Genomic DNA, 22951 nt, shown 5'->3' on the forward strand with positions numbered 1-22951 from the left:
ACCTATCTGTCGGGGCCCTGGCCGGGAAGTTCAAGGCCAAGGCTGTCCCACAGGCTATCCACCCGCTGCTTGACCTCTTCCGACATGGTGATGGGTGTTCCCCACTCCCGGTCGGTTTCACCCGGCCATTTGTTGGTGGCGTCCAGCCCCATCTTGGAGCCCAGGCCCGCCACCGGTGACGCGAAATCCAGGTAATCGATGGGGGTGCTGTCGACCAGGGTGGTGTCCCGGATCGGATCCATACGGGTGGTCATGGCCCAGATCACGTCCTTCCAGTCCCGGGCGTTGATGTCGTCATCGGTGACGATGACAAACTTGGTGTACATAAATTGCCGCAGAAACGACCATACCCCCATCATCACCCGCTTGGCATGGCCCGGGTACTGCTTCTTCATGGTCACCACCGCCAGGCGGTAGGAACAGCCTTCCGGCGGCAGGTAGAAGTCGGTGATTTCCGGGAACTGCTTCTGCAGGATGGGCACGAACACTTCGTTCAGCGCCACGCCGAGGATGGCTGGCTCGTCCGGCGGGCGTCCGGTGTAGGTACTGTGGTAAATGGGGTCGCGCCGGTGCGTGACGCGCTCGACGGTGAACACCGGGAACTGCTCCACTTCGTTGTAGTAACCGGTGTGATCGCCGAAAGGCCCCTCCGGAGCGGTATCGTCCGGATAGATGAAGCCCTCCAATACAATCTCGGCGCTGGCCGGCACCTGCAGGTCACTGAGACCGGCTTTTACCAGTTCGGTGCGGGCACCCCGGAGCAGGCCGGCGAAGGCATATTCCGACAGGGAATCCGGCACCGGCGTCACCGCCCCCAGGATGGTGGCCGGGTCCGCTCCCAGCGCCACCGCCACCGGGAAGGGCTCGCCCGGGTGGGCTTTCTGCCATTCCAGGAAATCCAGGGCGCCACCGCGATGACTGAGCCAGCGCATGATCAGACGGTTGCGGCCAATCACCTGCTGCCGGTAGATGCCCAGGTTCTGGCGCTCCTTGTGGGGGCCGCGGGTGATCACCAGCGGCCAAGTCACCAAGGGTCCGGCATCCCCGGGCCAGCAGTGCTGGACCGGAATCCGGCCCAGGTCCACCTGGTCACCCTCCAGCACCACCTCCTGGCAGGGCGCCGAGCGCAACACTTTGGGGCTCATCTTCATGACCTTGCGGAACACCGGGAATTTTTCGATGGCGTCGCGGAAGCCCTTAGGGGGATCCGGTTCCTTGAGGAAGGCCAGCAGCTTGCCCACGTCCCGCAACGCCGCCACATCGCTCTGGCCCATGCCGAGCGCCACGCGCCGGGGCGTGCCAAACAGGTTGGCCAGCACCGGCATGTCGTAGCCCTTGGGCTTCTCGAACAGCAAGGCGGGGCCACCGGCACGGAGGGTGCGGTCGCAGATCTCGGTCATTTCCAGGTGCGTGTCCACCTCGACCCGGATGCGCTTGAGCTCACCCATTTGCTCTAGTTGGGCGATGAAGTCACGCAAGTCACTGTAGTTCATGGCAGGCCCTGTGGTGGCGTGTCAGGCAGAGGTTTACGGACAGAACGGTCAAGCGGATGTCGGCGGGACCGGAACCGGCCCCGCCGAGCACAGTCAGCAGGCGGGAGCAGCCATCAACGGCGCTTCATGGACTGGAAGAATTCGTCGTTGGTCTTGGTCTCGCGCAGCTTGTCCAGCAGAAACTCCAGGGCGCCGGTGTCGTCGTCCATGGAGTGCAGCAGCTTGCGCAGGATCCAGACCCGCTGGATATCCGCTTCCGCCATCAGCAGGTCTTCACGGCGAGTGCCGGAACGACGGATGTTGATGGCCGGGTAGATCCGCTTCTCGGCAATGCGGCGGTCCAGATGGACTTCCATGTTGCCGGTGCCCTTGAATTCCTCGTAGATGACCTCGTCCATCTTGGAGCCGGTATCCACCAGCGCGGTGGCCAGGATGGTCAGACTGCCACCTTCCTCCACGTTACGGGCGGCACCGAAGAAACGCTTGGGCTTCTCCAGTGCGTGGGCGTCCACACCACCGGTGAGTACCTTGCCGGAGGACGGGATCACGGTGTTGTAGGCCCGGGCCAGACGGGTGATGGAGTCCAGCAGGATGACCACATCCTTCTTGTGCTCCACCAGGCGCTTGGCCTTCTCGATCACCATTTCCGCCACCTGGACATGACGGGCCGGCGGCTCGTCGAAGGTGGAGGCAATCACCTCGCCGCGCACGGTGCGCTGCATCTCGGTGACCTCTTCCGGGCGCTCGTCGATCAGCAGCACCATGACATGGCATTCGGGGCTGTTGCGGGTGATGGACTGGGCGATGGTCTGCATCAGCAGGGTCTTACCGGCCTTGGGCGGCGACACGATCAGGCCACGCTGGCCCTTGCCGATGGGCGCCACCAGATCCAGCACCCGGGAGGACAGGTCCTCGGTGCTTCCGTTGCCGGCTTCCAGACCCAGGCGCTCGTCGGGGAACAGCGGCGTCAGGTTCTCGAACAGGATCTTGTTGCGGGCATTGTCGGGCTTGTCGAAATTGATCTCGTTGACCTTCAACAGCGCGAAGTAGCGCTCGCCGTCCTTGGGGGGCCGGATCTTGCCGGAGACGGTGTCACCGGTACGCAAGTTGAACCGGCGAATCTGGCTGGGGGAGACGTAGATGTCGTCGGGTCCGGCCAGGTAGGAGGCGTCGGCGGAACGCAGAAAGCCGAAGCCGTCCTGCAGAATTTCCAGTACCCCGTCGCCGTAGATGTCTTCACCGCTCTTGGCGTGCTTCTTCAGGATGGCGAAGATCACATCCTGCTTGCGCGAACGGGCCAGGTTATCGAGACCCATTTCCTGCGCGATATCGAGCAGTTCGGGTACGGATTTCTGCTTAAGTTCAGTAAGATTCATAAGTTATTGGATATTCAAGAATGGAAGTAATCAGGTTTGAGTGGACAGGGGCAGGCCCTGAATGTGTTGAGCAAATGTGCATCATCATCGGGACAGGAACTTTGCGACGGGCGCCACAAAGAACGCTTGCCAGACCTTTCGCCACTCACCGGCAATCCGTCTCGGGGAAGGCGGCAAGGCCAACACCGGAACACGATGAATAAGGGCAGCGCTATCTGGTCACGGGTACTCTTCGGAGGCCGGTCTCACCCAAGGGATGAGTTCCGGCCGGAGGCTGGAAGATCAGCCCTCTGGAACATCTCGATCTTTCCTCATGACACGAATGAATGTCAAGTACCTGAAACATCGAATCCGCAGATAATATAGCAAGCGGCCGGTTCTTTACCAGCCCTTCCAATCGCCAATGAGCCACGTGATACTGGTTATCGTATTGTTTGGTTCACTTTGTTTGGTTCACTGTTCCACGCCATCGGCACTGCCACGGAGTATCGCCAGCCATGACCATCAGCCCAGACGCGACCGCGCTGAACCTTGCCATCCTGACGGTATCGGACAGCCGGGGCCCGGCCGAGGACAGCTCCGGCCAGTACCTGGAGGACAGCGTGCTGGCCGCCGGCCATAACCTGGTGGCGCGCCGCCTGCTGCCGGACGATGTTTTCCTGGTGCGGGCACTGATTTCGCGCTGGATTGCTGATCCCGAGGTGCATTGTGTATTGATCACCGGCGGCACCGGCTTCCTCGAGCGCGACAGTACCCCGGAAGCCGTGGCACCGCTGCTGGAAAAGACCATCGAAGGCTTCGGCGAGGAGTTCAGGCGCCTGTCGGTGGAGGAGATCCGCTCCTCCACGATTCAGTCCCGCACCTTCGGCGGCATGGCCAACAACACCGTAATCTTCTGCCTGCCGGGTTCACCGAACGCCTGTCGCACCGGCTGGGAAGGCATCCTCAGGCACCAGCTCGACAGCCGGCATAAGCCCTGCAACTTCGCCGGCCTGGTGCTGCGCAAGCCCGAGCGCCAGCTGCACCGGCTGGACGAGCGCGTCGGCGAAAAGGCCCGGCGCTGATGACCACACTGATCTCAGTCGACACCGCCCTCAGCCACGTCCTCGAACGCGCCCTTCCCGTTCAGGAGGCTGAGTCCGCTGACCTTCACCACGCACTCGGGCGCATCCTCTCGGAAGACCTCCAGGTTCGCCACGATATACCCTCCGCAGACAACACGTCGGTTGACGGCTATGCCCTGCGCCTGGCGGACCTGCAAGACGACCGGCGGCTGCCGGTGTCGGCCCGCATACCGGCGGGCACCGCCCCCGAGCCCCTGGCGCCTGGCACCTGCGCCCGCATCTTCACCGGCGCCAATATTCCCGAAGGCGCCGACACCGTGGTGATGCAGGAGGATGTGGAAGTCGAAGACGAGCTGCGGCGCTTCCCGGAGGGCCTGCGCGCTGGCGACAACATCCGCCGACGCGGCCAGGACCTGCGCCAGGGCGACACCGCCCTGCACGCCGGCACACGTCTACGGGCCCAGGAGCTCGGCCTGATCGCTTCCCTCGGCCTGGCCCAGGTGCCGGTCTGGCGACGTCTGCGGGTGGCGGTACTGACCACCGGAGATGAGCTGGTGGAGCCGGGCCAACCGCTGCCACCGGGCCGGATATTCAACACCAACCGGTTCACCCTCCAGGCCATGCTGCAGCAACTCGACTGCGAGGTGGTGGTCAACCAGACCGTGCCGGACAACCATGACGCCACCGCCATTGCCCTCAAGCGCGCGGCCCGTCAGGCCGACCTGATCGTAACCAGTGGCGGTGTCTCGGTAGGCGAGGAGGATCACCTGCGGGCGGTGCTGGAGCAGCACGGCCAGCTGTCACTCTGGCGCATGGCCATGAAGCCGGGCAAACCCCTGGCCTTCGGCGCCATCGGCAACATTCCGGTGCTGGGGCTGCCAGGCAATCCCGCGTCGGTGCTGGTTACCGGCCTGATTATCTGCGTGCCCTTCATCCGCCGCTGCCAGGGGGACGTGCGGCCCGCGCCCCGGCCCATCCGGCTGCCCGCCGCCTTCAGCGTCGACAAGGCGTCCATCCGCCGTGAATACGTCCGCGCCCGCCAGGAACTGCGGGACGGCCACGCCGTGGTCAGCTGCTACCCCAACCAGAGTTCCGGCCTGCTCAGCTCCGCCTGCTGGGCCGACGGCCTGGCGGTGGTTCCGGAGAACCAGACCCTGGCGGAAGGCGACATGATTGACTACTACCCGTTCTCCGACCTGCTCGGCTGACAACCCGAATCGCGAGAGAGGCCTGTATGACCAGCAACACCATCGACACCATCACCGTTCAGGTCCGCTTCTTTGCCCGCCTGCGGGAAGAGCTTGGCGTGGAAACCGAGCCGGTGGACCTGGCGGCCGGCGGTACGGTAGCGGACCTGATCGGCGCACTTGCGGCGCGCGAGGGCGCCTGGCGCCAGCTGCGGGATGGCCGGCCGGTGATGACCGCGGTCAACCAGATCATGGCGCGGCCGCAACAGCCACTGCGGGACGGTGACGAAGTGGCCCTGTTCCCACCGGTCACAGGAGGCTGAGATGACCGGTAGCGCCACCGAGGCCACCTGCATCCGGGTCCAGACCGAGGACTTCGACAGCGGCGCCGAACAGCGGCTTCTGTCGGCCAAGGGCGACATCGGGGCCATCGCCACCTTCACCGGCCTGGTGCGGGACTATGGCGACCAGACCGGGGTCCAGGGCCTGTTCCTGGAGCATTTCCCGGGCATGACCGAAAACCAGATCGGCGAACTGGTGGCCGAGGCCCGTCAGCGCTGGCAGCTCGGCGGCGTGCGCATCATTCACCGGGTGGGACGCCTCGGCCTTGGCGAGCAGATTGTCTTTGTCGGCGTGGCCAGCAGCCATCGCAGCGATGCTTTCGCGGCCTGCCAGTTCCTTATGGATGCACTGAAAACCACCGCGCCATTCTGGAAAAAGGAACTCACCGCCGAGGGCGAGCACTGGGTGGAGCAGAAGGCCTCGGACCGGGCCCTGACCGAACGCTGGTACCCGGACGGGAACGCCAAGGACTGACGCCCCGGCATCAAACGCCGGCCACAAAAAAACCGCGGGCTGCCTGCTTGAGCGCGCGGTTTTTTGTGGCTATGCCTTTGCAGCTGCCCCTGAATCGACTCAGAGGTTGCTGTCGAGGAAGGCCGCCAGCTGGGACTTGGACAGGGCGCCGACCTTGGTGGCATCCACGTTACCGTTCTTGAACAGCATCAGGGTGGGAATCCCGCGGATGTTGAACTTGGGCGGGGTCTGCTCGTTCTCATCGATGTTCAGCTTGCAGACCTTGAGCTTGCCCTCGTATTCCTCGGCAATTTCCTCCAGCACCGGCGCAATCATCTTGCAGGGGCCACACCACTCGGCCCAGTAATCCACCAGCACCGGGGTATCGGACTGCAGGACATCCTGATCGAAGGAGTCGTCGGTTACGTTTACGATATTTCCGCTCATTGCATTTTCCTGATTCTGGCGCCCGCTCAGATACCGCTCAGCGGACGGGGCGCATTGGATCTTTGGCTCTGGGCCACGACAAGGCGTCGGCCCGAACACTTGCTGAAAAGCTGTCTGCTACTTTACGCGATAGCTCTGTCCGCTGTGAAGCGAATGCCCTGCTCTGCCGGAAAAAACAGCCAGGTTGGCCAGGACCGTGACGGACCATGAACCCGCTTCGATGCGTCCACACATGCTGACAGCCGGCGACTGTTTCGCCTATAGTTAGGCCAGACTCCATTGACCGCCAAGTCAGTCACGGTTCCCGACTGACGCGCCCATTGGCCTGATGACGGCTTGAAAACCTGTGCATTGCGCCTGGGCGCCTGCCATTGCCCCATCACTATAAGGCCTGACAAGAGGAATTCAAGATACGTGACGGCCGCAAACAACGCCCCCGCCCCCGAGCTTCTTGCCGCCATTGACCTGGGTTCCAACAGCTTCCACATGGTGGTTGCCCGGCTGGTTCACGGTGAGATCCGCACCCTTGAGAAAATGGGCGAGAAGGTCCAGCTCGGCGCCGGCCTGGACGCCGGAAACAACCTGACCGAGGCCGCCCAGCAGATCGCCCTGGCCTGCCTGAGCCGGTTTGCCCAGCGCATCAGCGGCATGCCGCCGGAAGCGGTCCAGGTGGTGGGCACCAATGCCCTGCGGGTGGCCCGCAACGCCCACCGGTTCCTGGCACGGGCCGAGCAGGTGCTGGGCTTTCCGGTCGAGATCATTGCCGGGCGGGAGGAAGCCCGACTGATCTATCTCGGCGTCTCGCATACCCTGTCCGACGACACCGGCCGGCGCCTGGTGGTCGACATCGGTGGCGGCAGCACCGAGTTCATCATCGGCGAGCGTTTCGAGGCCCAGGAGCTGGAGAGCCTCCATATGGGCTGCGTGTCCTTCCGCAACCGCTACTTCGAGGACGGCAAGATCAGCCGTCGCCAGATGGACCGGGCCATCACCCACGGCGCCCAGGAACTGCTCAATATCCGCCACCGCTTCCGCTCCCTGGGCTGGCAGAGCGCGGTGGGGTCCTCCGGCTCCATCAAGGCCATCGCCAGTGTGCTGGCAAACCTGAAGCTCACCAACGGCAGCATCACCCTGGAGGCCATGCGGGAACTGCGCCGCCGGCTGGTGGACATGGGCCAGGCGAGCCGACTGGGAGAACTGGGGGTAAGGCCCGACCGCCAGTCAATTTTCCCCGCCGGATTTGCCATCCTGATGGCGGCGTTCGAGTCACTGGGCATCGAGGAGATGACCTACGCCGACGGCGCCCTGCGGGAAGGCCTGCTCTACGACATTGCCGGCAGAATCCAGCATGAGGACGTCCGGGACCGCACCATCCAGGCCCTGCAGGAGCGCTACCACGTCGACCAGCAGCACGCCCAGGCGGTGGAGGACACCGCCATGACCATCTATGAACAGGTGGCCGACCAGTGGCAGTTGCGCACCGCCGCGGACGAGGAGGTGCTGCGCTGGGCCTGCCGCCTGCACGAGATTGGCCTGACCATCTCCCACAGCCAGTACCACAAGCACGGCGCCTACCTGCTGCGTTATTCCGATCTGCCGGGCTTCAGCCAGCAGTTCCAGCGCGACCTGGCCACCCTGGTGCGCGGCCACAGGCGCAAGTTCTCGCCCGCCATTTTCGAGGGTATCGACTCCGAGGAGGACCGCCGCCGGCTGCGCTACCTGTGCATCATCACCCGGCTGGCGGTGCTGCTGCAGCATTCCCGCAACCACGAGGCGCCGCCGGAGCTCAGCCTGTCAGCGGACACCGCCAGTCTCAGCATCCGGTTCCCCGAGCAGTGGCTGGACGAAAGACCGCTGACCCTAGCGGACCTGGAGAATGAACGGGACTACCTTGCCCGCCAGGATTTCAAACTGCGCATCAACGAATAGGGGCGCCGGGGGGGGGGGAAGGCCGGGCCCGGCACCGGTGCTCAGGAGCTGACCGTCGCCTCGGCTTCCAGGGCTTCCAATTCCTCGACCACCGTCAGCCAGGCCTCTTCCGCGGCTTCGGCCCGGCGGGTCAGGTCGGCCTGCTGGGCCAGCAGCTCCCGCAACCGGTTCTTGTTGGCATCGTCGTAGATATCCGGCGACGACAGCTGAGCCTCCACCTCCGCCAGCGCCTTCTGGCAGTGCTCCATGTCGGCCTCCAGCGCCGCCTGACGCTTGCGATAGGGGCTCAGGCGCTTGCGCAGGTCGGCCTCAGCGCGCTTGCGGGCCTTGCGGTCGTCGGCACTCTCACCCACCGGCTCGCCACCGGCCGGCTCACCGGCAGCCAGGTCCTGGCGCCGGGGCGGCTCACTGTCATCGCGGCGGCGTTCCGCCAGCCAGCGCTCATAGTCCTCCAGGTCGCCGTCATAGGGCGTCACCCTGCCGTCGTTCACCAGCCAGAACTCATCCACGGTGTTGCGCAGCAGGTGGCGATCGTGGGAGACCACCACGATGGCGCCCTCGAAGTTCTGCAGCGCCATGGTCAGGGCCTGGCGCATTTCCAGGTCCAGGTGGTTGGTGGGCTCGTCCAGCAACAGCAGGTTCGGTTTCCTCCAGGCGATCACCGCCAGCGCCACCCGGGCCTTCTCGCCGCCGGAGAACTGGCGGATGGGGGTCAGCGCCTGGTCACCGTGAAAATCAAAGCCCCCCAGGAAATTGCGCACCTGCTGCTCGGAGGCCTTGGGCGCCAGGCGCTGCAGGTGGAGGAAAGGACTGGCGTCCAGGTCCAGGGACTCCAGCTGGTGCTGGGCAAAGTAGCCGATGGCCAGGTGCTCACCGGTGGTGCGCTCGCCCCGGATCAGGGTGCCGGCCCCACGCAGGGCATCCATCAGGGTGGACTTGCCGGCGCCGTTGGGGCCCAACAGACCGATCCGGCTGCCCGGCAGCAGCGTCAGGTTCAGACCCCGCAGCAGCACCGTGTCACCGTGACCGGCCTCACCCTGGCGGATGGACAGCAGCGGGTTGGAGACCTTGTCGGCGACGGGAAACTGGAAACTGAACGGCGAGTCCACATGGGCCGGGGCGATCCGCTCCATGCGCTCCAGGGCCTTGACCCGGCTCTGGGCCTGGCGGGCCTTGGTGGCCTTGGCCTTGAAGCGGTCGATGAAGCGCTGGATTTCCTCGATCCGGGCCTGCTGGCGCTCGAAACCGGCCTGCTGCTGGGCCAGGCGCTCACGGCGCTGGTCCTCGAAGGCGCTGTAGTTGCCGGTGTACTGCATCAGCTTGCGCTGGTCGAAGTGCACTACCTGGGTGGCGACACGATCCATGAAGTCCCGGTCGTGGGAGATGAACAGGAGCGTGCCGGGGTAGCGGGCCAGCCAGTTCTCCAGCCACAGGCAGGCGTCCAGGTCCAGGTGGTTGGTGGGCTCGTCCAGCAGCAACAGATCCGAGGGCCGCATCAGCGCCTGGGCCAGGTTGAGGCGGATCCGCCAGCCGCCAGAGAAGGCCGCCACCGGCCGGTCGGCGTCGGCATCGGTAAAGCCAAGCCCCCGGATCAGGCTCTCCGCCCGCCGGGGTGCGGACCAGGCCTCATGGACGTCCAGTTCGCCATGGATCCGCGCCATGGCGTTGTCGTCTCCGGCGGCTTCGGCCCGGGCAAGCTCGCGCTCCATCCGCCGCAGCTCGATGTCGCCGTCGAGGACAAAATCCCGGGCACTGCGCTGGCTGGCCGCCACTTCCTGGGCCATGTGGGCGATGCGGCAGCCGCCGGGCAGACTGATGTCCCCGTGTTCCGGCACAAGGTGCCCCAGCAGCAACTGAAACAGGCTGGACTTGCCGGCGCCATTGGCGCCGATTATGGCAACCCGCTGGCCCGGCTGGACGGTGAGACTCGTGCGTTCTAGCAACCACACGCCGCCCCGTTGTAGACTGAGTTCTGAAATTGTGAGCATGGCGGCATTCTATCAGGGAACCTTTCGTGGCTGTTATCGTCGGAAGGCACAGGATGACTCGAGAACCGGCCTTGAATCTGCCGGGGTCACGTCAAGGGCCAGTTTATGGACATCAGCACAACGGCCGCAGGCCTCGTTGACGAGGACCTGCAGCTGGACACGCCACTGTGGCGTTTTGCCATCACCGCCTGGCAGGACCGGACCACCGCCCAGCTGTGCCTGCAATTGCAGGCCGCCGGCTGGAGCGTCACCCGCCTGCTATGCGCGGCCTGGCTGGCCCGTGAGGGCCGCAGCCTCGATCCCGAAACCTCCGCCGTGACCTCCTGGCGAGCGCACATGACCGCCCCGATCCGCACCATGCGACAGTCCCTCAGCAAGCAGTCGAAGATCACCGCCGCCCTTCGCGAGCAGCTTGCCGGCGCCGAGCTGGAAGCCGAACGGGTGGAACTGGCTCTGGCCCACGCCGCTCTGGCCGCCGGCCATCCCAAGCCGGACCCGGCCTTCCGGCGGCAGCCGCTGTCGCAGCGTCTGCAGGCCAACCTGGCGGCCGCCGCGCCGGACGCCGACACTAGGAAAGACGTCAGCCAGCAGGTGGTCCGGGACCTCAGCCGCCAGCTGGCGGAGCAGCTCACCGCGACCAGGGAGGCCACCACATGATCATGCGATGGCTGATACGCCTGGCCTTTCCCGCCCTGGGCCTGCTGCTGGTGCTGATCTTCTTCGGCATCAACGACCCGGAGACCGCCACCCAGCCCAGCGCCGCGCAGGTCGACACCCGCATTCCGGCCTTTGAGGGCGAGGTGCCTGCGCCCATTCCGGACGAGGGCCCGGCCATCGTCTTCAAGTGGCAGGACACCGACGGCAACTGGCACTACGCCGACAAGCCCCCGAAGCAGGGGCCCTGGAACGCCCTGGCGATCGAACCTGGCCCCGGCACCACCACTCCGGGGCCCGCGCCCGGCAGTCCGGACGACTGGCAGTCGCCCTACTCGGCACCCTTCTCATTGCGCCAGGATCTGCCCCATAACGACTCCTGAGAACCGGCGCCCGGGCAGCCGCCCGAGCGACGGTCCGGCGGGCGTCCTTACCGGTTGTTTAGTGGCGTCCCGCCGCCAAACCGGTTAACGTCTGCAGCTCCATCGTGAAAAACTGTCCCATGACAAAACCAAGAGTAAGGTACGTTTCCATGAAAAAGACGTTTATGGCCCTGGCGGTCACCGGATTCATCGGCGCCGGTTTCAGCACCGGCCTGGTTGCGGCGGAACCCGCCCTGAACACAGACGACGAAAAAGTCAGCTACGGCATGGGTCTGGTGCTGGGCCAGCGCATGCAGGGTGATATCCCTGACCTGCAGCTCGAGCAGTTCCTGCAGGGCATCCGCCACGGCGCCGCCGGCGGTGAGGAAGCCCGCATGAGCCGGGAAGAGATCCAGGCCGCCCTGCAGAACTATCAGCAGAAGATGCAGGAAGAGCAGATGAAGCAGATGGAAGAGCTGGCCAAGGCCAACAAGGCCGCGGGCGAGACCTTCCTGGCGCAGAACGCTGAGCGGGACGAGGTCACCACCACCCAGTCCGGCCTGCAGTACGAAGTCGTTGAAGAAGGCGACGGCCCCAAGCCGGGCGCCGACGACCAGGTCAAGGTTCACTACACCGGCCAACTGATTGGTGGTGAAGTGTTCGACAGCTCCCGCGAGCGCGGTGAGCCGGTGACCTTCGGCCTGTCGCAGGTGATTCCGGGCTGGACCGAAGGCCTGCAACTGATGGAAGAGGGCGCCCGCTACAAGCTCTACATCCCGTCAGACCTGGCCTACGGCCCAGGCGGCAACCGCTCCATCGGTCCCAACGAGACCCTGGTGTTCGACGTGGAGCTGCTGGAAGTCAATCCCGAGAATTGATGCTGACAGGGTCCGGTTGACTACCAGCCGGACCCTCCTACCCCCCCCCGGAGGCGTCAGGCCGAATCCATCACCTGGTCGGCATGGACGTTATGCAGGTGTTCGATCAGGAAATCCTCCATCTCGAACCGGGTCTCCAGGCTCTCGCCGAGTTTTGACAGGCTGTCGAATAGGGCCGGCCGCTCGGCGTCGGTCAGAGCCGAAGCTTCCAGGCGGTCGTTGAACGCCAGCGCCATCTCGGTGGTCTTCTGGATGCGGGGATAAACCCGGGCCGCCATCTCGATGCCGCCGTCGTCGAACTCCTTGGCCTCACGGACCAGTTGCTCGTAGATTTCGAAGTGGCCGGCAGACACGTAGTCCAGCAGCACTTCGCAGAGCCGGTTGAACTTCTGTTTGAGCTCCTCCGCACTGGCATCCGCCTCAGCGCCAGACAGGTCACAGTACTGAACAATCAGCTCCTGTCGTTCCTTGAGCCAGCGATCAATCAGCTCGCTGACACCACCCCAACGCTCCTTGGCACTGTGGCAATTCTCTAACATGACGCCTCCCGCTACGGCTCTCTCAGTCTCGACTTCGATTTTTGTTGATGTCGGACCAAGTTACCCCATGCACCGTAGTGCGGCAAGCCGCATCATGCCGGGACGGCAAATTCACCACTCGCTGCGGCGGCGCTGCCAGGCACCGAACAGGATGGCAATACCCACCACCAGGATCAGGGCGAAGAAGATCGCTGTCCAGCCGGCAATGCTCAGGCCCAGGAAACGCCACACCACCTTGGCGCAATCCCCGGTGCCCTGGATCGCGGTACTGAGCACCTCAAACAGCGGCAGTACGTCCAGCAGGTAATCTACCGAGGGGCCGCAGGCCGGTACCTGATCCTCCGGCAGGCTCTGGAGCCAGAGCTGGCGGCCAGCGAGACCCAGCCCGGCCCCGGCAAAGACCGCCATCAGCAGGCCGTAAACCCGGCCGCCCCAGCCTTGCGGGCCATGCAGGGCCGCCAGCAGACTGACGCCACCCACCGCCATGAAAGCGAACCGCTGCAGCCAGCACAGCGGACAGGGCTCCAGGCCCATGACGTGCTCCATATAGAAAGCCACCAGCAGCAGGCCGGCACAGATGAAGAACACCAGCAAAAAAATCAGTCTGCGACTCAACTCAAACACCTCACAAATGGTTGATGCCGGCGGTGACACAGCTGCATCACGCGCCCGGGCCTGCTATTCTTTCGGGGGTCGGCCTGGGCCGATGCCAGTCACTAAACCGCAAACCCTGACGAACTGCAAGCCTATGATTTCGATGCGCCACCCCCTGCTGAGCCTGATCATCGCCCTGCTGCTGGCATTGCCTGTCACAGCGCTCCAAGCCGCCGAAGATGAGGCGCCCGCCGAGGAGACGGAAGAGCAGGCGGAGGAAGTGCCAAAAGAGACCATTTACGTCGCCATGGAGCCGGCATTCGTGACCCATGTGGGGGATGCTTCCGGCAATCTCACCTACCTGAAGGCGGAAGTGACCCTACGGGCTTCGACAGCCGCCGCCGAGGCTGCGGCGGAGGCCCATATGCCGCGACTGCGGCACGAAGTGCTGATGCTGCTGAACGGTCAGGACGACCTGGACCGGCTGACGTCGCCGGAGGGTAAGCAGGCGCTGCGGGAACAGGCAAAGGAAAGAGTAAACGCGGTGCTGGCGGAACAGCAGACCGGCGCGCAGATCGACGACGTGCTCTTCACCTCGTTCGTGGTACAGCGCTAGGGGTCGCTCAGGCAATGCGGCCCAGGATATCGTCCTGAGCGGACCGGCTCTCCATGGCCAGGCGGCCGTCTTCCCAGCCCGCTTCCCAGGCCGCAATCACCACTTCACCCCGGTAGGGACAGCGTTCGCGGGCCATGTTGATGGACGCCGCCATCAGGCCCTGGCGATAGGCCTTGTTGAGCGCATCCACGTTCCAACCGAGCTTCATATCCCTGGCCATGGCAACCTCCCGTCGACTGTGGGACGAATGCGGGGGCGAGATGGCCGTCCGGCCGCCGCGCTCACACCCTGTTACCGACGCTAACAATCGCTTACCTGAGCGACAAGCTCACTACTCGGTTCTGTGGACCAGGTCCGGCCGGGGCGTGGCTCCGGTCACGATGCCAGATAATGCGCCAGGAAGGTTTCGAAAGAATCCTGGTCGGCGGCTTCCAGGGTGCGCTGCTCCGAGACCGAGGCGCGGGCCATGGTCTCGAACTCGGCGCGGGTTTCGGCGCTGGGGGGCTGGTCCCGCAGGGCCTGCTGGTGGCGGCCGGCCATCGCCAGGGTCCATTCCACGTGGCCCTGGTCGGATTCGGCCATGGCCGCCATTACCCGGGCCGAGGGCAGCAGTGAGGGATCGTCCAGCTTGGCCTGCTGGCTGGCCAGTGCAGCCTGGTAGCGATTGCCACCCTGCCAGCCATCCAGGCGCTGCGCCAACGGCTGCAGGCGCTCGAAAATGCCCCTGGCGGCCCCGGCCACGGGCGTCATGCGGCCCTTCAGACAGAGTGCCAGCTCGCCATCCCGGCCCCGGTTGATGACATCCTTGTAGTTGCGGTCGAGACGGTCGCATTCCGCGCTGCTGATGCGGTCGCTGTCGGAGATCAGGCAGTCCAGCAGGAACAGGTCCAGGAAGTCGACCTGCTCGGCGGTGACACCCACCGCAGAGAACGGATCCAGGTCCAGGCAGCGTACTTCGATGTATTCCACACCGCGGGCGTCGAGGGCCTGGATCGGCTTTTCCTGGCGCTGCGTGGTGCGCTTGGGCCGCACCGCGCTGTAGTACTCGTTCTCGATCTGCAGGATGTTGGTGTTGATCTGGATAAACTCGCCGTTGCGGCGGGTGCCGATGGCTTCGTAGGGCGGCCAGGGGGTGTGAATGGCCCGGGCCAGGGTTTCGGTGTAGGTCTTCAGCTCGTTGAAGCAGATGTCCAGCGATGCCTGGGCGTTGTTGTGGTAGCCCAGATCCCCCATCCGCAGGGAGGTTGCCACAGTGCCGTGCCAGGTATCCGGGCGCAGCCGCGACAGGCTATGGGGCACCCGCTCCACGAAGCTGGCGTCCAGGGCCGGTGAGGCGCCGAACAGCAGCATCAGCAGCCAGCTGCGGCGACGGAAATTGCGGATCAGCCAGAAATACTGCTCTGACTTGAAGTCCTGCAGGGTCTGGCTGTCGTCCAGGGCCTGCTGCCAGACCCGCCAGAACGAATCCGGTAGCGACAGGTTGTAGTGGGCCCCGGCAATGCTCTGCATCATGCGGCCGTAGCGCACCGCCAGACCCTGACGGTAGACGTGCTTGAGCCTGCCGATGTTGGAGCTGCCATACTCGGCGATGGGAATGCTGGCGTCGCCATCCAGGCGGCAGGGCATGCTGGCAGGCCAGAACACCTCGTCGCCGAGATGCCCCTGGACATAGCCGTGGATGTCCCGCAGCGAAGCCAGCAGCTCATCCGTGCTGGTGCAGACCGGGGTGATCAGCTCCAGCAGGGCCTCCGAGTAATCGGTCGTGATGCGCGGATTGGTCAGCGCCGAACCCAGAGCCTCGGGATGGGGCGTCTGCGCGATGAACCCGTTGCGGTCCACCCGCAGGCCCTCTTTTTCAACGCCCTTCAGAAATCCGTCCCACTGCCCGGAAGAGAGCTGATGGAACTGCTGCTGGCGGGATACACCCATGTCTGGCTCCTAAGGGACCACGCCGGTAGCGCCGGCCCGGGTCTCATACTTTGTACTGTTGGGGCGGGGTTACCGCTTTTCTTTCCGGGCCGAAGCCAGGGCCTGGGCCAGGGCACCCGCCATGGCGCCCTGGGGCTGGGCCTGACCGGCTGACTTGCCGGCACTGGCCTTGCTGGCCGGACGCGAACCACCACCGCCCTTGCGCTGCTCGGCTTTCATGTCGCGGTTGTCGCCGGCGCCGGGCTGATCGTCCAGGCGCATGGTCAGGGCGATACGTTTGCGGGGAATATCCACATCCATCACCTTGACCTTGACGATGTCACCGGCCTTGACCACATCCCGCGGGTCTTTCACGAAAGTGTGGGACAGCGCCGAAATGTGCACCAGGCCGTCCTGGTGGACGCCGATATCCACGAACGCACCGAAGTTGGTGACGTTGGTGACGGTACCTTCCAGCGTCATGCCCGGTTCCAGGTCCTTGAGGGTTTCCACCCCCTCCTGGAAGGTGGCAAACCGGAACTCCGGACGCGGGTCCCGGCCGGGCTTCTCCAGCTCGGCAATAATGTCTTTCACCGTCGGCAGGCCGAACTTGTCGGTAACATAGTCTTTCGGGTCCAGCGAACGCAGGAAGCTGACATCGCCAATTACCTGAGCCACATCCCGGCCATTCTTGCGGGCGATGGCTTCCACCACACCGTAGGCTTCCGGATGTACGGACGAGCGGTCCAACGGATTATCGCCCTCGGCAATACGCAGGAAGCCGGCGGCCTGTTCGAAGGTGCGGGCACCCAGGCGGGCCACGTCCAGCAGCTGTTTGCGGCTGCGGAAGACGCCATTGCGATTGCGGAATTCAACGATGTTCTCGGCAATGCCCTGATTGAGGCCGGACACCCGCGCCAGCAGGGGAATGGAGGCGGTGTTCAGATCCACCCCGACTCCGTTGACACAGTCCTCCACCACCGCGTCCAGGCTCCGGGCCAGCTGGACCTGGGACACGTCGTGCTGGTACTGGCCCACGCCGATGGATTTGGGCTCGATCTTGACCATCTCCGCCAGCGGGTCCTGCAGGCGGCGGGCAATGGACACCGCGCCGCGGATGGTGACGTCCAGGTCCGGCAGCTCCCGGGAGGCGAACTCCGACGCCGAATAGATGGAAGCTCCGGACTCGCTGACCACGATGCGAGCCAGGTTCAGCTCCGGATAGCGCTTGATCAGGTCCGCCGCCAGCTTTTCGGTTTCCCTGGAGGCGGTGCCGTTGCCGATGGCGATCAGCTCGATGCGGTGCTCCCGGCACCAGCGCGCCAGCTGCTCGATGGACTGCTCCCACTTGTTCTGGGGCGCATGGGGAAAGATGGCGCCGTGGCCGGTCACCTGGCCGGTACCGTCGATGATGGCCACCTTGACGCCGGTACGCAGACCCGGGTCCAGGCCCAGGGTGGGCCGGGGGCCCGCCGGCGCCAGCAGCAACAGGTCCTTGAGATTGGCGGCAAAGACGTTGATAGCCTCGGTTTCGGCGGCTTCGCGAACCTGGGCCATGAGATCGGTTTCGATCTGAGTGGCCAGCTTGACCCGCCAGGTCCAGCGCACCACTTCCGCCAGCCAGCGGTCGGCAGCGCGGCCCTGGTCACGAATGCCCCACCGGGCGGCGATGCGCTGCTCGGCGGGATGGGGCTGCCGGCGGTCGTCCTCGCCGTCTCCCACTATCAGGGTATAGGTGAGAATGCCTTCGTTGCGGCCCCGCAGAATGGCCAGGGCCCGGTGGGAAGGCACTTTCTTGAGGGGCTCGACGTGGTCGAAGTAGTCCCGGAACTTGGCGCCCTCGGTTTCCTTGCCTTCGATCACACTGACCTTGAGCTGCCCCTCCTGCCAGATGAAGTCCCGCAGGCCACCCAGCAGCTCGGCGTCCTCGGCGAAACGCTCCATCAGGATATGGCGGGCGCCTTCCAGCGCGGCCTTGGCATCGGCAACACCGGCCTCGGCGTTGACGTAGGCCGGCGCCAGCGCGTCCGGATCCTGGCCGGGGTCGCTGTAGAGCGCTTCAGCCAGCGGCTCAAGACCGGCCTCGCGGGCTATCTGGGCCTTGGTGCGGCGCTTGGGCTTGTAGGGCAGGTAGAGGTCTTCCAGGCGGTTCTTGGTGTCCGCCTCGTTGATGGCCCGCTGCAGTTCGTCGGTGAGTTTGCCCTGCTCGTCGATGCTCTTGAGCACCGTGGCGCGGCGGTCTTCCAGCTCCCGCAGGTAGCGCAGGCGGTCTTCCAGCGTGCGCAGCTGGCTGTCATCCAGCGAACCGGTGACTTCCTTGCGGTAGCGGGCGATGAACGGCACTGTGGCGCCGCCGTCCAGCAGTTCCACGGTGGCGTTGACCTGTTCTTCCCGGACACCCAGTTCTTCGGCGATTCGCCTGGCAATACTCGTCATGCAACCTCTTCCATCACGCTGGGGACGCGGCCGGGCCCGAGACAGGGCCGGCGCGACCGTAGATCAAAGCGCAAAGGTACAGCGGCTCATGGCCGCAGGCAAGCGAGGCGGTTGCGGGCTTCCAGAAATTCCACCAGGTCCTGCCAGGGCATGGGGCGGGCGTAGTAATAGCCCTGGACTTCATCGCAATGCTGCTGGCGCAGGAATTCCAATTGGCCTTCCGTTTCCACGCCCTCGGCCACCACGTTCATCTGCAGACTGTGGGCCAGGCTGATGATGGCACGGATGATGTGCTCGGCGTCGCCGGAGACCCCGAGGCCATGGACAAAGGACTTGTCGATCTTCACCAGGGCGATGGGCAGGTGCTGGAGGTTGCTGAGGGAGGAGAAACCGGTACCGAAGTCGTCCAGCGCAAAACTGATGCCCAGCTGGTTGAGCTCCCGCAGGCAACGCTGGGCGTAATCCGGGTCGTGCATCATGGCGCTCTCGGTCAGCTCCAGCTCCAGCAGGCTGGTGTCGACGTTGGCATTGTAGATGATGCGGAAGATGGTCTCGGTCATCTTGCGATCGTGAAACTGGCGGAACGACAGATTGACCGCGAACAGCAGGCCCGGGTAGCCGAGTTCGGCGGCATCCCGCAGGCGCTCGCAGGCCTGCTCGATCACCCAGTAGCCGATGGGCACGATCAGGCCGCTGCGCTCGGCGGCGGGGATGAACTCGTCAGGCGGCACCAGCTTGCCGTCAGGATGATTCCAGCGCAGCAGGCACTCCACCCCACGCACCTCCTCGGTCACCAGGTCGATGCGGGGCTGATAGTAGAGTTCCAGCTCCCGACCCCGCAGGGCGTTGCGCAGATCCGCCTCCAGCTTGAGCTGACGGCCGGCGGTGATATGCAGTTGCTGGTTGTAAAAGCGGTAGCTGGTGCCGGTGTCCCGCTTGGCCTCGAACATCGCCCGGTTGGCCCGGCGCAGCAGGGTTTCAGGACTGTCACCGGCCTCCGGATAGGTGGCCACACCGAGGCTGGCACTGACGGCGACACTGTGGCCATCCACCACCACCGGGTCCCCCAGGGCCGCCACCACCTTGCGGATGATCTGGGTGATATCCAGGGAGTCCTCCACCTTCTCCGCAATGATGGCAAACTCGTCGCCACCGATCCGCATCAGCGAGTCGGTCCGGCGCAACAGCTGACGCAGCTTCTCCGCCAGCCGCAGCATGAGCTGGTCGCCCATCTGGTAACCCAGGCTTTCATTGATGGTACGGAAATCGTCCAGATTGATGTGCAGCAGTGCCAGGCGCTGGTCGCTGCGCTCCGCCCGCAGCAGGGCCTGCTGCAGCCGGTCGAAGAACAGGTCGCGATTGATGAAGCCGCTGGCCACCTCGGTACCCAGCTGACCCTGGGCGGACTCGATGACCTGCTGACGATACCAGACGCAGCGAACCGCCCGGCCCAGACTCCAGGCATCGAGCCGGCCCTTGCAGAGGTAGTCGGCGGCACCATTGATGAGCATTTCCGGCGCCCGCTCGCGCTCGGTCTCGGCGCTGAGCGCCACCACGGGCTTGTCGTTGCCCGACACCGTCAGGTACTGCAGAAAGGCGAGTTCGGAACCACCGTGGAGCGAGCAGTCCCAGAGAATGACGTCGAACTGGGCATGGCGCACCAGGTCTTCGCAGCCGGCCAACTCCGGACACCAGGTCAGGTCAGGGAGAATGTCGTAGTTGTTCCGTAGCAGGGCGACATACCACAGGAAATCCGCGTGTTCGGGGGTCAACACCAGAATTCGGACACTACTGCGGTTCATCGTATCCAGGGTCTCGGTCATGGGTAACTGTCCGCATCCATTCGGAAAATTTCGCGCCTCTGGCCCGGCAGCGAACACCGCCCTTTCCTGAGCGGCTGTCTGGACTGCTTTACTAGGATAGCCGATCGGAGGGCAAGGTACAGGTCGGGAGCAGTCATGTAGAATACCCCATCTTTGGAAATTCTCAGCAGGCCGCTTCGTGTCGCAACTCAATCCCCGTCAGCGTGAAGCCGTCCGCTACGTCGACGGCCCTCTGCTGGTGCTCGCCGGCGCCGGCAGCGGTAAAACCAGCGTCATCACCCGCAAGATGGCCTACCTGATCGAACAGGTGGGCATTCCCGGCCGTCATATCGCTGCCCTTACATTTACGAACAAGGCCGCCCGGGAGATGAAAGAGCGGGTCTCCCGCCTGGTGGACCGCAAGCTGGCCCGCGGCCTGACGGTGTCCACCTTCCACAACTTGGGCCTGAACATCATCCGCGAGGAGCACAGCCACCTGGGCTACCACCCCGGCTTTTCGATTTTCGATGCTGACGACGCCCGCGCCCTCCTGCAGGACCTGATGCTGCGGGAGGCCAGCGCCGATGCCGGTGACGAGCTGGCGGACATCCAGATGACCATCTCCAACTGGAAGAACGCCATGCGCGGTCCCGCCGAGGCCCGCAGCAAGGCCGCCGACGAGCGCGAACAGCGCATTGCCCTGGTCTATGCCCGTTATGCCGAGTACCTCAAGGCCTACAACGCGGTGGATTTCGACGACCTGATCCTGCTGCCGGTGCAGCTGTTCCGCACCAATCCGGAGGTGCTGGCCAAGTGGCGGCGCAAGATCCGTTACCTGCTGGTGGACGAGTACCAGGACACCAACATCTGCCAGTACGAACTGGTCAAACTGCTGGTGGCCGAACGCGCGGCCTTTACCGTGGTGGGGGACGACGACCAGTCCATCTACGCCTGGCGCGGGGCCCGGCCCGAGAATCTGGCCCAGCTCAAGGAGGACTTTCCCAGCCTCAAGATCATCAAACTGGAGCAGAACTACCGTTCCACCGGCCGTATCCTGCGCAGCGCCAACACGGTGATCGCCAACAACCCCCACGTGTTCGAAAAGGCACTCTGGAGCGACCACACCATCGGTGAGGAAATCCGCGTGGTGCGCTGCCGCAACGAAGACGCCGAGGCCGAGCGCATCGCCACCGAGATACTGGACCAGAAGCTCAAGAAGGGGCTGTCGTTCCGGGACTTCGCGGTGCTCTACCGGGGCAACCATCAGGCCCGGCTGCTGGAGATGAAGCTGCAGGGCTACCAGATTCCCTACCGCATCTCCGGTGGTCAGTCGTTCTTCTCCCGCAACGAGATCAAGGACGCCATGGGCTACCTGCGCCTGCTGGTGAATCCCAATGACGACGCCGCCTTCCTGCGGGTGGTCAATGTGCCCCGGCGGGAGATCGGCCCCCGCACCCTGGAGCAGCTCAGCCATTACGCCCGCGCCCGGGACGTCAGCCTGTTCCGGGCGCTGGGGGACCTGGGGGCGGAAAGCCAGGTGGCCGAAAAAGGGCTGGCCCGGCTGCGGCGCTTCTCGGACTGGGTCGACCGTACCTGCCAGCGCCTGCACCAGGAGGACCCGGTGCCGGTAATCAAGCAGCTGTTCACCGACATCGAATACGAGGAGTGGCTTCATCAGCACGCCGGCTCCCCGAAGCAGGCGGAACGGCGGATGGAGAACATCTGGTATCTGGTGGAGTCCATCAAGCGCATGCTGGACGACGGCAAGGGCACCGCTGACGAGATCGGCATCGAGGATGCCATCAGCAAGCTGATCCTGCGGGACCTGATGGAGCAGCGCGAGGAAGAGGACGACAGTGACAAGGTGCAGCTGCTCACCCTGCATGCGTCCAAGGGCCTGGAATTCCCCCATGTGTTCATCATGGGACTGGAGGAGGAGATCCTGCCCCATCGCAGCAGCATCGAGGAAGGCAACATCGAGGAGGAGCGCCGGCTGATGTATGTGGGCATCACCCGGGCCCGGGAGACCCTCACCCTCACCTTCGCCGCCCAGCGCAAGCAGTACGGTGAGAAGCTGGAGACCATTCCCAGCCGATTCCTCGATGAGCTGCCGGAGGGGGACCTGCGCTGGGAGGGCATGGGTGACCTGGATGTGGAGGCCAACCAGAAAAAGGGCAAGGCCACCCTCAGTGCGCTACTGGGAGACCTGGGCGCCTGACGGCGATCCCTCGCCCACAAAAAAGCCAGCCCGGAGGCTGGCTGTGTTCGATCGCGAAGCGGCGGAGGTGTCAGCCCTCGACCTCGCTGACCATGTATTCCACCGCGCTCCTGATCTCTTCGTCCGGGCAGTTGGCGCAACCGCCCTTGGCGGGCATGGCGCCGATGCCGTTGATGGCGTGATCCACCAGGGTTTCCATGCCCTTGTCCAGACGGCCTTCCCAGTCGGATGCAGCAGTGATCTTGGGCGCACCGGCAGCACCTGTGTTGTGACAGGCCTGGCAGACCGCGGCATAGACTTCCTCACCACCGCGGGGCTCGGCCGGGGCGGATGCCGGTGCAGCGGCGGTCTGGACGCCCTCGCACTCCTCGCCCTCGACGCAGACTTCCCCTACCGGCTGGATACGTGCGCGGATCTGGTCTTCCACCGCGGCCAGGGCAACCCCTGCACTCAGGCTGATACCGAGCAATACGGCCGCCAGGATCTTAACTGTCTTCACAATACACCTCGCATCAGAGCGTTATAAATTCTGTTGCCGCATTATAGCGACTGGAACTGGCCAAAAAAACCAACGCCGCCAGAAGGGGCCGTTTTTTAGCCAAAAGTCCGCCTGCACAGCGTATTAATTCTTCGCCATGGTCTAACGTCCATTAGCCGAAACCGCT

21 protein-coding genes are annotated in these 22951 nt (G+C 64.6%); 10 read left to right on the top strand and 11 right to left on the bottom strand.

Features of this window, described 5'->3' with window-relative positions; all coding sequences use genetic code 11:
• Positions 1 to 2 precede the first annotated feature (2 nt).
• Positions 3 to 1493: a 4-hydroxy-3-polyprenylbenzoate decarboxylase gene (ubiD, locus tag R3280_RS01090; RefSeq protein WP_318996727.1), complete on the bottom strand. Its 1491-nt coding sequence runs from the start codon at positions 1491 to 1493 to the stop codon at positions 3 to 5.
• Between the two features lie 113 nt (positions 1494 to 1606).
• A complete protein-coding gene (gene rho, locus R3280_RS01095) occupies positions 1607 to 2869 on the bottom strand; it encodes a transcription termination factor Rho (RefSeq protein WP_318996728.1) in 1263 nt (420 codons plus the stop codon).
• Between the two features lie 497 nt (positions 2870 to 3366).
• Between rho and moaB the strand changes: the two genes are divergently transcribed.
• Genes moaB through moaE form a run of 4 tightly spaced genes read left to right on the top strand, consistent with a single transcriptional unit; the run spans position 3367 to position 5936 of the window.
• A complete protein-coding gene (gene moaB, locus R3280_RS01100) occupies positions 3367 to 3933 on the top strand; it encodes a molybdenum cofactor biosynthesis protein B (RefSeq protein WP_318996729.1) in 567 nt (188 codons plus the stop codon).
• Positions 3933 to 5141 carry a gephyrin-like molybdotransferase Glp gene (gene glp, locus R3280_RS01105; protein WP_318996730.1) on the top strand — a complete coding sequence of 403 codons (1209 nt, stop codon included), beginning with the start codon at positions 3933 to 3935 and terminating at the stop codon, positions 5139 to 5141. Before moaB ends, glp begins: the two co-directional genes overlap by 1 nt.
• A gap of 26 nt (positions 5142 to 5167) precedes the next feature.
• Positions 5168 to 5443, top strand: a complete 276-nt coding sequence (gene moaD, locus R3280_RS01110) for a molybdopterin converting factor subunit 1 (RefSeq protein WP_318996731.1) — start codon at positions 5168 to 5170, stop codon at positions 5441 to 5443.
• Position 5444: 1 nt separating this feature from the next.
• On the top strand, positions 5445 to 5936 hold the full coding sequence (gene moaE / locus R3280_RS01115) for a molybdopterin synthase catalytic subunit MoaE (protein ID WP_318996732.1): 492 nt from the start codon (positions 5445 to 5447) through the stop codon (positions 5934 to 5936).
• A 99-nt stretch (positions 5937 to 6035) separates the two neighbouring features.
• On the opposite strand, the gene trxA is transcribed toward moaE, so the two are convergent.
• The gene (gene trxA / locus R3280_RS01120) at positions 6036 to 6362 is read right to left on the bottom strand and encodes a thioredoxin TrxA (protein WP_318996733.1); all 327 of its coding nucleotides are present in this window, start codon (positions 6360 to 6362) and stop codon (positions 6036 to 6038) included.
• 414 nt (positions 6363 to 6776) lie between these two features.
• Between trxA and ppx the strand changes: the two genes are divergently transcribed.
• Complete coding sequence (gene ppx / locus R3280_RS01125) at positions 6777 to 8291, top strand: exopolyphosphatase (protein ID WP_318996734.1); 1515 nt, start codon at positions 6777 to 6779, stop codon at positions 8289 to 8291.
• A gap of 41 nt (positions 8292 to 8332) precedes the next feature.
• On the opposite strand, the gene R3280_RS01130 is transcribed toward ppx, so the two are convergent.
• Positions 8333 to 10279, bottom strand: a complete 1947-nt coding sequence (locus R3280_RS01130) for an ATP-binding cassette domain-containing protein (RefSeq protein ID WP_318996735.1) — start codon at positions 10277 to 10279, stop codon at positions 8333 to 8335.
• 105 nt (positions 10280 to 10384) lie between these two features.
• Here R3280_RS01130 and R3280_RS01135 point away from each other — a divergent pair, with 105 nt between their 5' ends.
• From R3280_RS01135 to R3280_RS01145, 3 genes are all read left to right on the top strand, one after another.
• Positions 10385 to 10936, top strand: coding sequence for a TIGR02444 family protein (locus R3280_RS01135; protein WP_318996736.1), 552 nt, complete (start codon positions 10385 to 10387; stop codon positions 10934 to 10936).
• Positions 10933 to 11316 (top strand): DUF4124 domain-containing protein, encoded by a 384-nt coding sequence (locus R3280_RS01140; RefSeq protein ID WP_318996737.1) that lies wholly within the window; start codon positions 10933 to 10935, stop codon positions 11314 to 11316. The genes R3280_RS01135 and R3280_RS01140 overlap by 4 nt, the downstream gene beginning before the upstream one ends.
• A gap of 149 nt (positions 11317 to 11465) precedes the next feature.
• On the top strand, positions 11466 to 12173 hold the full coding sequence (locus tag R3280_RS01145; RefSeq protein ID WP_318996738.1) for an FKBP-type peptidyl-prolyl cis-trans isomerase: 708 nt from the start codon (positions 11466 to 11468) through the stop codon (positions 12171 to 12173).
• 56 nt (positions 12174 to 12229) lie between these two features.
• On the opposite strand, the gene rsd is transcribed toward R3280_RS01145, so the two are convergent.
• Both rsd and R3280_RS01155 read right to left on the bottom strand, forming a co-directional pair.
• The gene (gene rsd, locus R3280_RS01150) at positions 12230 to 12712 is read right to left on the bottom strand and encodes a sigma D regulator (protein ID WP_318996739.1); all 483 of its coding nucleotides are present in this window, start codon (positions 12710 to 12712) and stop codon (positions 12230 to 12232) included.
• 111 nt (positions 12713 to 12823) lie between these two features.
• Positions 12824 to 13327 carry a disulfide bond formation protein B gene (locus R3280_RS01155; RefSeq protein ID WP_318996740.1) on the bottom strand — a complete coding sequence of 168 codons (504 nt, stop codon included), beginning with the start codon at positions 13325 to 13327 and terminating at the stop codon, positions 12824 to 12826.
• A gap of 133 nt (positions 13328 to 13460) precedes the next feature.
• Here R3280_RS01155 and fliL point away from each other — a divergent pair, with 133 nt between their 5' ends.
• On the top strand, positions 13461 to 13922 hold the full coding sequence (fliL, locus tag R3280_RS01160; protein ID WP_318996741.1) for a flagellar basal body-associated FliL family protein: 462 nt from the start codon (positions 13461 to 13463) through the stop codon (positions 13920 to 13922).
• Positions 13923 to 13929: 7 nt separating this feature from the next.
• Here the strand turns inward: fliL and rmf are convergent, their stop codons facing one another.
• The 4 genes from rmf to R3280_RS01180 all read right to left on the bottom strand — a co-directional run bounded on the left by rmf (position 13930) and on the right by R3280_RS01180 (position 20089).
• Positions 13930 to 14142 (bottom strand): ribosome modulation factor, encoded by a 213-nt coding sequence (rmf, locus tag R3280_RS01165; RefSeq protein ID WP_318996742.1) that lies wholly within the window; start codon positions 14140 to 14142, stop codon positions 13930 to 13932.
• A 155-nt stretch (positions 14143 to 14297) separates the two neighbouring features.
• Positions 14298 to 15851: a glutamate--cysteine ligase gene (gene gshA, locus R3280_RS01170; protein ID WP_318996743.1), complete on the bottom strand. Its 1554-nt coding sequence runs from the start codon at positions 15849 to 15851 to the stop codon at positions 14298 to 14300.
• 69 nt (positions 15852 to 15920) lie between these two features.
• The gene (locus R3280_RS01175) at positions 15921 to 18266 is read right to left on the bottom strand and encodes a Tex family protein (protein WP_318996744.1); all 2346 of its coding nucleotides are present in this window, start codon (positions 18264 to 18266) and stop codon (positions 15921 to 15923) included.
• Positions 18267 to 18352: 86 nt separating this feature from the next.
• On the bottom strand, positions 18353 to 20089 hold the full coding sequence (locus tag R3280_RS01180) for a GGDEF domain-containing response regulator (protein ID WP_318996745.1): 1737 nt from the start codon (positions 20087 to 20089) through the stop codon (positions 18353 to 18355).
• 178 nt (positions 20090 to 20267) lie between these two features.
• Here R3280_RS01180 and rep point away from each other — a divergent pair, with 178 nt between their 5' ends.
• Complete coding sequence (gene rep, locus R3280_RS01185) at positions 20268 to 22286, top strand: DNA helicase Rep (RefSeq protein ID WP_318996746.1); 2019 nt, start codon at positions 20268 to 20270, stop codon at positions 22284 to 22286.
• A gap of 70 nt (positions 22287 to 22356) precedes the next feature.
• Here rep and R3280_RS01190 read toward each other — a convergent pair whose 3' ends face one another.
• Positions 22357 to 22785, bottom strand: coding sequence for a c-type cytochrome (locus tag R3280_RS01190; protein ID WP_318996747.1), 429 nt, complete (start codon positions 22783 to 22785; stop codon positions 22357 to 22359).
• Positions 22786 to 22951 lie beyond the last annotated feature (166 nt).

The organism is Marinobacter sp. (assembly GCF_033722195.1).
GTDB lineage: Bacteria > Pseudomonadota > Gammaproteobacteria > Pseudomonadales > Oleiphilaceae > Marinobacter.

Excerpts from the sequence above, each read along its gene's own strand:
- ubiD (WP_318996727.1), bottom strand. The coding sequence starts at position 1,493 with ATGAACTACAGTGACTTGCGTGACTTCATCGCCCAACTAGAGCAAATG.
- rho (WP_318996728.1), bottom strand. The coding sequence starts at position 2,869 with ATGAATCTTACTGAACTTAAGCAGAAATCCGTACCCGAACTGCTCGAT.
- moaB (WP_318996729.1), top strand. The coding sequence starts at position 3,367 with ATGACCATCAGCCCAGACGCGACCGCGCTGAACCTTGCCATCCTGACG.
- glp (WP_318996730.1), top strand. The coding sequence starts at position 3,933 with ATGACCACACTGATCTCAGTCGACACCGCCCTCAGCCACGTCCTCGAA.
- moaD (WP_318996731.1), top strand. The coding sequence starts at position 5,168 with ATGACCAGCAACACCATCGACACCATCACCGTTCAGGTCCGCTTCTTT.
- moaE (WP_318996732.1), top strand. The coding sequence starts at position 5,445 with ATGACCGGTAGCGCCACCGAGGCCACCTGCATCCGGGTCCAGACCGAG.
- trxA (WP_318996733.1), bottom strand. The coding sequence starts at position 6,362 with ATGAGCGGAAATATCGTAAACGTAACCGACGACTCCTTCGATCAGGAT.
- R3280_RS01130 (WP_318996735.1), bottom strand. The coding sequence starts at position 10,279 with ATGCTCACAATTTCAGAACTCAGTCTACAACGGGGCGGCGTGTGGTTG.
- R3280_RS01135 (WP_318996736.1), top strand. The coding sequence starts at position 10,385 with ATGGACATCAGCACAACGGCCGCAGGCCTCGTTGACGAGGACCTGCAG.
- R3280_RS01140 (WP_318996737.1), top strand. The coding sequence starts at position 10,933 with ATGATCATGCGATGGCTGATACGCCTGGCCTTTCCCGCCCTGGGCCTG.
- R3280_RS01145 (WP_318996738.1), top strand. The coding sequence starts at position 11,466 with ATGAAAAAGACGTTTATGGCCCTGGCGGTCACCGGATTCATCGGCGCC.
- rsd (WP_318996739.1), bottom strand. The coding sequence starts at position 12,712 with ATGTTAGAGAATTGCCACAGTGCCAAGGAGCGTTGGGGTGGTGTCAGC.
- fliL (WP_318996741.1), top strand. The coding sequence starts at position 13,461 with ATGATTTCGATGCGCCACCCCCTGCTGAGCCTGATCATCGCCCTGCTG.
- rmf (WP_318996742.1), bottom strand. The coding sequence starts at position 14,142 with ATGGCCAGGGATATGAAGCTCGGTTGGAACGTGGATGCGCTCAACAAG.
- gshA (WP_318996743.1), bottom strand. The coding sequence starts at position 15,851 with ATGGGTGTATCCCGCCAGCAGCAGTTCCATCAGCTCTCTTCCGGGCAG.
- R3280_RS01175 (WP_318996744.1), bottom strand. The coding sequence starts at position 18,266 with ATGACGAGTATTGCCAGGCGAATCGCCGAAGAACTGGGTGTCCGGGAA.
- R3280_RS01180 (WP_318996745.1), bottom strand. The coding sequence starts at position 20,089 with ATGACCGAGACCCTGGATACGATGAACCGCAGTAGTGTCCGAATTCTG.